Below are 7,348 nucleotides of genomic sequence, written 5' to 3'. Positions count from 1 at the left end.
TCACCGCCCGCCGAACCAGCCCTGACCACCGCCCCACCACCACCTGCCAGCACGGCAGCGCCGGGTAGCCCTGCGCCCACCACAACAGAGACCAAGGCAGGCGATGAGCAGGATTCCGGCGCGAACGAAATTTACCGGCTGGAAGCCATAGGCCACGTCCATATCTATACCCAGACCGATCAGGCCTGGGGGGACAAGGCCGTGTATGATATGGATCAGGCTGTTCTGGTCATGACCGGCAAGGCCCTGCGGCTGACCACGCCACAGGATGTGCTGACCGCGCGTGATTCCATGGAATATTATTCGCAGCAGCATATTTCCATCGGGCGGGGCAATGCGACCGTCACCACCAACGACCACCGGCAGATTCGGGCCGATGTTCTTGTGGGCTACAGCGCTCCAACAGCCCCTCCTCCGCAGGCCGGCACGCCTGCCACAGCCAAAGCGGACAACACAGCAGACGATCCCTTGACCTCGGGGGGGAACAAGCTGGAAAAGGTCAATGCTTTTGGCCATGTCTGGGTTCGCACCCAGACGGAAATTGTAACAGGCGAACGCGGGGTGTATGTGCCTGATACAGGAATCGCCCGCATTGTTGGCAATGTGCACATCACACGTGGGCCAAACCAGATTCAGGGGGCTGCGGCCATTATCAACATGCACACAGGTATTGCCACCATGACCGAGCGTCCGGGCAACAGGGTCAGTGGGCTGGTGGTACCCAGCAATGGCGATACATCGGACAGGAAGTAACAATGAACCGGGAAGTAAACTGGACGTCCGAGGAAATCGTGCAAGAAGAGGTCATTGGTCTTGGCCCCGAACCCGTTGACCTGAGCGCCCCACACCAGCCGGGCCATGGCCTGATCGCCCATAATATTGGCAAAAGCTATAAAAAGCGTCAGGTCGTCAAGGATGTCTCGATCGAGGTGCACCGGGGCGAGGCCGTGGGGCTTCTCGGACCCAATGGCGCAGGCAAGACCACCAGCTTTTACATGATTGTCGGGCTGGTCCAGCCTGATACCGGGACCATTACGCTTGATGGCGCGGACATTACACAACTCCCCATGTACCGGCGCGCACGCCTTGGCATTGGCTACCTGCCGCAGGAAGCCAGCATTTTTCGGGGCCTGAACGTGGAGCAGAACATTATGGCAGCGCTGGAGGTGGTCGAACCCGACCCCGACCAGCGTCAGGTCATGCTGGATGGGCTGCTGAACGAGTTTGGCATTACCCGCCTGCGCCACTCGCCCTCGCTCGCCCTGTCCGGCGGGGAACGCAGACGACTGGAAATTGCACGCGCACTGGCCAGCCAGCCACACTACGTCCTGCTTGATGAGCCTTTGGCCGGGATTGACCCCATTGCGGTGGGTGAAATCCGCGACCTTGTTTCCCACCTCAAGGACCGTGGGATCGGGGTGCTGATTACCGACCACAATGTGCGCGAAACGCTTGAAGTGATTGACCGCGCCTACATCATGCACAGTGGGCAGGTGCTGATGCAGGGTGTACCTGAGGAAATTGTGGCGCATGAGGACGTACGCCGCGTTTATCTGGGGGACAGCTTCTCGCTCTGACCCACGTCTGACGGACGCAAGGCACGGAGAGCATCATTGAGGTAAGCAGGCCCAGTACTTCTGTCCCCTTCCAGCAGTTGCCCTCCGGGCAACTCAGGCCAGTTTGCCCGGCACTTCCAGCAGGTTGGAAGCCCCTTCTTCCAGCACACTCACCCGGTCGCCCACGCTAATCAGCCCGGCTTTTTCCACAACCGCGTTCTGCGCAAACATCACCCCACCCTGCGCGCGCCGAAAACTGGCCAGCGTGGCCAGAGGCTCCTTGGGGAAAGGCACCTGCGCGCTCTCCTGATCAATGGATGTGACCACGCAGCGCGAACACGGCGCGAGCACACGCACAATAGCGCCACCCCCATTGGCTCCATCGCCAATAGCCAGACGCCGCCACTCGTCCTCCGCCCAAGGGATATGCCCTCCCAGCACAATATTGGCCCGGAACCGGCTCATGGGAACAGACTGCCCCGCAGGCAGGCGGGCGTTCAGATCATCCAGAGAGGCCGTGTTGGCCAGAAGCAGCGGGTATCCATCTGCAAAAGAGACGGGGCGTTCCTGTTCTCCCAGATGGCGGATACGGGCAAACTCCGGCCGGTGCATCCACACCAGACGGCACGGCTGCCCAAGCGCCTGCTCCAGCCACGCCGCCGCCAGATCACCTGCATCCCGCGCCTGTACCTGATCCTTCCAGACCGTGGTCAGGAGCACAGGGGACTCCTGATCGGGAAAGCGAACCGGACAGGGCCGCATGCCTGCACGGGTCAGGGTCAGCCCTTCCGCCGTGGGGATGGGAGTTATCAAGGCCATGGAACGGCAGGTGCGCTGGGTTATAAACCGCCCTGTGGCATCCACCACCATCCACCGGCGGTCTCCCTCCAGCCCCCACGGGCTGACCATGGCGGTTGGGGGAGAGAGAGCATGCAACCCCTTGACCGGGTAAATATGCAGGCTGGTGACACACAGTTCGCTCACGCCATACCTCTGCGTTGTGGTTTTCAGGGCCGGTGCGCGGCATTCCCTCGCAAGACAGGAGGAGCAGGCGCAACCAGCGGGGGCGCAGGTTCCATGGCAATGGGAGGGGCCGGTGGCGCAGGTGGCTTGGGGGGCGCAACAACAGTTACGGGAATATCCACCCGTTCCATGACGGGACGTATTTTCTGGTGGGTCACATGCCACATAAAGCCGCCATACACCCCTGCAAGAACGAGCAGACACCCCAGCTTGATCTGCCAGCCCCAGCCATTGGGCATTTTAGGCATATCCTTGGGGGGTGCGGAACGTAAAAGCATGGTGGCCGGGTATCCAGATTATAACACGTAAAGGTTTATCGTCCTGTGTAGGCATAGGGCGGGTCGGGCGACAAGCCTGCCATGCGCTTTATATTTCCGCCGTCCTTATTGGCCATGCAACCTCGGGGTAAAGCCCTGCATTATATCTGTAACAAAGGCATGGACATAAACACCTCACCCATGCCCAAATACACAACGCGCGTTGCAGGCTTGCCCTGCAACGTAACAAAGGCAAACCCGTTAACCCGCAATGCCGTCCGGACAGGCACGAACGCCATTCGGGTTTGACAGGCCCGCCTGCCAGTCGCAAGGAACGCTGTCCTATGCATATTCAGGTTTCCGGTAAACAGATTGATCTTTCCGACGCCTTGAAACATCGGGTCAACACCCATCTGGGCAATCTTGCAGAACGATATTTTGACACAGGGCTACAGGCACAGGTCACCTTTGGCAAAGCCCGCTCGTTTTTCACATGCGACATCAACGTCAAGGCTGCCCGTGGCCTGATCCTGCGTGGAGAAGGCGAGGCCGCAGACGCCAACGCCGCCTTTGATGACGCCGCCGAACATATTGCCAAACGCCTGCGCCGTTACCACAAGCGCGTAACCACCCACGCCCGCTCCACCACAAGGCAGGAGCAGCCAGAACGCGCCCGTTCCTATGTTTTGCAACCCGTAGACGACCACGAACCGGGTGATGCCAGCCCCACCCTCCCCAAAAAAACGGAGGAGGAAGAAACCTTTGCAACCATTATTGCCGAGCAGCCCGCTGACATTCCCGTCCTGTCCGTGGGCGAGGCGGTAATGCGGCTGGACCTTGCAGGCCAGAATTTTCTATTATTCCGCAATACGGCCAGCCGCCACATCAGCTTGTGTACCGGCGTGATGATGGCAACATCGGATGGCTGGACACCGCCCCGCTGGATGCACCAGCCCCATAAGCAGCCCGTCCGGCACAGTCCGCAATGGCATGCCCCAACAAAAAAGGACCGGCACAAACCGGTCCTTTTTCTTTGAGCCAGCGGAACTGCCCCTACTGGAGAGAGGCAGGCACCATGTCATTTTGCACAATGGCGCCCCATGCTGTTTCCATATCATCCACCACGGCCAGCAAAGACCCATCGGCGGCGTAAATGGCGCAGCCTTCCTCCCCATCATCCATGGTGGCGGGGCGGGTGTAGGCAACCTTGCTCAGCCCAAGGGAGCGGAACTGCATATCGGAAAGTTGCCGCACATCTGCCACACGTTCGGCCTGCGGCAGACCAGCTGGCATGTAACCACCCTGCATGCTGCTTTTCATTGCGTCCTCCTTCCGGGTTTTAACGACCATCCACATCCATAACCGGATGCAGCATTCGTGGCGTGGGGCGGGGCTTGACGCCCGATGCCGGGGCAACCTGCCCCTTTTGCCCACCTTGCATGATCTCGATCTGTTTGACCCGAACCTCCGGCTGCGGGCGAAAGAGGTCTATGTGCAAAAGCCCGTTATCCAGCCAGGCTCCGCCTATCTCTATCCCTTCGGCCAGCACAAACGCTTTTTGGAACTGGCGGGAGGCGATACCACGGTGCAGGTAAACCCGCTCCTCCCCCTCTTCCACCTGACGACCACGGATGACAAGCTGGTTGTCCTCCTGCGTGATCTGGAGGTCTTCCATCCTGAAACCGGCAACGGCAAGAGTAATGCGCAGGCCGTTAGGGGCTATCTGCTCAATGTTGTAGGGTGGGTAACCATCGCCCGAACCCTTGCTGGCACGTTCCAACATCTGTTCCAGATGATCAAAACCCAAAAACATGGGCGAGCCAAAAAGCCTGCCTGACATTGTTCAAGCCTCCTCCTTCCTGAGCGAGACATAAAAACCGGACCCGCCACGGCATCCGGTCTCTTCACGATATGGGATAGAGGCAGGCACACGCAACCCTGTGTCCCGCTTCATTCTGGTCTGGGGCGTGGCTCAGTGTGGTTTGCATGCCATATTGTGGCCCTCGGGAGACAGATTTTTTGTGTCACAAACACTTTTCATGCCGTTTTCTTCTGGCATCCGCCACAGCGGAACGCTAAATCGGGCTGTATGACACACCCAGCCCTGACAGACGCCGCATTTTCCGCTGCCTCGGACACTGCCGCCCCTCTTAACATCCTGACGCCACCGCACCCCGTGCTGCGCCAGAAGGCAAGACTGGTCAAACCTGAAGACATGGCCGAAATCCAAAAGATTCTGCCCGGCATGTTTGCCGCCATGTATCAGGCCCCCGGCATTGGACTTGCCGCCCCGCAGGTTGGTCTGAGCCAGCGCTTTGTCCTGATTGATCTGGGTGAAAAAGACACGCGCGACCCCATGATCCTGATTAACCCCGAGATTGTGGCCGAAACAGAGGAAATGAGCACGCGCGAGGAAGGCTGCCTGTCCCTGCCCAGCCAGTATGCCGAGGTTGTCCGCCCCGAAAAAGTACGCGTTCGTTGGCAGAACATAAGCGGACAGGTACAGGAGCGCGATGTGGACGGCCTGCTGGCCACCTGCGTGCAGCACGAGCTTGACCACCTTGATGGCGTTTTGTTCGTGGACCACCTTTCCGCCCTGCGCCGCAACATGATCCTGCGCCGTCTGGCCAAGGACCTGAAGCGCAACTAAGTGGAAAAACATCGCCCGATGCGTCTTGTGTTCATGGGTACGCCAGATTTTGCCGTACCGGCCCTTAAGGCCCTCCATGCCGCAGGGCATGAGATTGTTGCCGTATACTCCCAGCCGCCCCGTCCAGCCGGGCGGGGCAAGGCCCTGCGTGCCTCCCCCGTGCAGCAGGCGGCACAGGAACTTGGCCTGCCGGTCCACCACCCGCTGAGCCTGCGCAACAACCCCGAGGCATGGCAGGCGTTTGCCGCGCTCAAGGCCGACGCTGCCATTGTTGCGGCTTACGGGCTGATCTTGCCGCAGGTCATGCTGGATGCACCCCGGCTGGGTTGCCTGAACATCCATGCCAGCCTGCTGCCACGCTGGCGGGGCGCATCGCCCATCCAGAGTGCCATTCTGGCAGGCGACACGCAAAGCGGGGTGACCATCATGCAGATGGAGGCCGGGCTGGACACGGGCCCCATGCTGCTGCGTGAGGCTGTACCCATTACCGCACAGACAACCGCCACCACCCTGCATGATGCCCTGAGTGCGCTAGGCGGGAGCATGGTGCTGCGTGTACTTGCCGACTTCCCGCCCCAAACGCCCGACGCGGCAGACCATCAGGCCCGCCTGAATGCCGGACGCCCCGCACGCCAGACCCAGCCAGAGGACGGCGTAACCTACGCGCCACGCCTAACGCGCGAGGATGGGCGGATCGACTGGACGCATGACGCCACCGCTATAGACCGCCAGATCCGCGCGCTGACCCCGTGGCCAGGTACGTTTACCACGCTGGCAGACGGCACGGTTATCAAGATCGGGGCGGGTGTGATTGCGGCAGATACCTCCCTTTGCCCCCCCAACACTCCCCCTGGTACGGTACTGGATGAACGTCTGAGTGTCGCGTGTGGCCAAGGGGTTATTCGCCTGACAAGCCTGCAACGCCCCGGCCGTGGCATGATGGAGGCAGACGCTTCCTGCGCGGGCAGGCCCTGCCCGCAGGCACATGCCTTGGTACCCAAGCCCCCGGCAGCAATACCCCATGACCAAGCCCGCCATTCAGCGCTGGGCCGTTCAACTCGAATACGACGGACGCGGCCTTGTCGGCTGGCAGAAGCAGGCCTCAGGCCTGTCCGTGCAGGCTTTGTTGGAAGAAGCGGCGTTTCGCCTTGCCGGTGGCAGGCCTGTATCCAGCATTACAGCGGGGCGCACGGATTCGGGCGTGCATGCTCTGGCACAGGTCGCCCATCTGGACTTCCCCGCGGATGTCCGCTTTTCCAGCTACTCCGTGCGTGAGGGACTGAGCTACCACCTTAAACCCCACGCTATCGTGGTGCTGGATGCCGCACCAGTCAGTCTGGACTGGAGTGCGCGGTTTTCCGCCACATGGCGCTCGTACCGCTACCGCATTCTCAACCGGCGCACACGGCCTGCTCTGGCCGAGGGCCATGTCTGGCACGTCAAATCTCCGCTGGACGTGCTGCGCATGCAAGAGGCGGCCACATGCCTGCTTGGACAGCATGACTTTACATCGTTCCGCGCCGTAGCCTGTCAGGCCAACAGCCCCATTCGCACGCTGGACCAGCTGGACATTACACGTGTGGGGGATGAGGTGCATGTTGTTGCCAAGGCGCGGTCTTTTCTGCACCATCAGGTCCGCAATATGGTCGGCACGCTCAAAAAAGTTGGCACCGGCGCATGGGAGCCAGAACGGGTGGCCCATGCCCTTGCTGCATGTGACCGCAGTGCCGCAGGCCCCACGGCCCCGCCTGACGGATTGTACCTGACCGGGGTCGGGTATGAACCGATCCGTTTGGCACACCCACCAGCCCGTAACAGCACCTGAGTTCAAGGCCGCCCCACATGCCATGCTCTGGCATATC

8 protein-coding genes and 2 pseudogenes are annotated in these 7,348 nt (G+C 60.7%); 6 read left to right on the top strand and 4 right to left on the bottom strand.

The window, feature by feature from the left end; genetic code table 11:
* On the top strand, positions 1-753 hold a 753-nt coding region (locus JCM25146_RS05025), incomplete at its 5' end, for an LptA/OstA family protein (RefSeq protein ID WP_025826333.1).
* Positions 754-755: 2 nt separating this feature from the next.
* Entirely contained in the window at positions 756-1,577 is an 822-nt protein-coding gene (gene lptB / locus JCM25146_RS05020; protein ID WP_025826331.1) for an LPS export ABC transporter ATP-binding protein, read from the top strand.
* A 93-nt stretch (positions 1,578-1,670) separates the two neighbouring features.
* Here the strand turns inward: lptB and JCM25146_RS05015 are convergent, their stop codons facing one another.
* Entirely contained in the window at positions 1,671-2,540 is an 870-nt protein-coding gene (locus tag JCM25146_RS05015; protein ID WP_025826329.1) for an MOSC domain-containing protein, read from the bottom strand.
* A gap of 23 nt (positions 2,541-2,563) precedes the next feature.
* Positions 2,564-2,857: a hypothetical protein gene (locus JCM25146_RS05010; protein WP_025826328.1), complete on the bottom strand. Its 294-nt coding sequence runs from the start codon at positions 2,855-2,857 to the stop codon at positions 2,564-2,566.
* A 323-nt stretch (positions 2,858-3,180) separates the two neighbouring features.
* On the opposite strand from JCM25146_RS05010, the pseudogene hpf reads away from it, so the two are divergent.
* Positions 3,181-3,797 (top strand): annotated as a pseudogene (hpf, locus tag JCM25146_RS17340) (ribosome hibernation-promoting factor, HPF/YfiA family).
* 92 nt (positions 3,798-3,889) lie between these two features.
* On the opposite strand, the gene JCM25146_RS04995 reads toward hpf, so the two are convergent.
* Entirely contained in the window at positions 3,890-4,156 is a 267-nt protein-coding gene (locus JCM25146_RS04995; protein ID WP_025826326.1) for a hypothetical protein, read from the bottom strand.
* Positions 4,157-4,175: 19 nt separating this feature from the next.
* Positions 4,176-4,676, bottom strand: a complete 501-nt coding sequence (locus JCM25146_RS04990; protein WP_025826324.1) for an Hsp20 family protein — start codon at positions 4,674-4,676, stop codon at positions 4,176-4,178.
* Positions 4,677-4,925: 249 nt separating this feature from the next.
* Between JCM25146_RS04990 and def the strand changes: the two genes are divergently transcribed.
* The 3 genes and pseudogenes from def to truA all read left to right on the top strand — a co-directional run bounded on the left by def (position 4,926) and on the right by truA (position 7,311).
* Positions 4,926-5,486, top strand: coding sequence for a peptide deformylase (gene def / locus JCM25146_RS04985; RefSeq protein WP_025826322.1), 561 nt, complete (start codon positions 4,926-4,928; stop codon positions 5,484-5,486).
* A gap of 18 nt (positions 5,487-5,504) precedes the next feature.
* Positions 5,505-6,511 (top strand): annotated as a pseudogene (fmt, locus tag JCM25146_RS17335) (methionyl-tRNA formyltransferase).
* Complete coding sequence (gene truA, locus JCM25146_RS04975) at positions 6,508-7,311, top strand: tRNA pseudouridine(38-40) synthase TruA (protein ID WP_025826319.1); 804 nt, start codon at positions 6,508-6,510, stop codon at positions 7,309-7,311. The pseudogene fmt and the gene truA overlap by 4 nt, the downstream one beginning before the upstream one ends.
* The last annotated feature ends 37 nt before the right edge of the window (positions 7,312-7,348 follow it).

The sequence above is a fragment of the Acetobacter okinawensis JCM 25146 genome (assembly GCF_000613865.1).
Lineage (GTDB): Bacteria > Pseudomonadota > Alphaproteobacteria > Acetobacterales > Acetobacteraceae > Acetobacter > Acetobacter okinawensis.
Note: the sequence above shows the minus strand (reverse complement) of the source record. Positions and strands in the feature narration are given on the sequence as shown.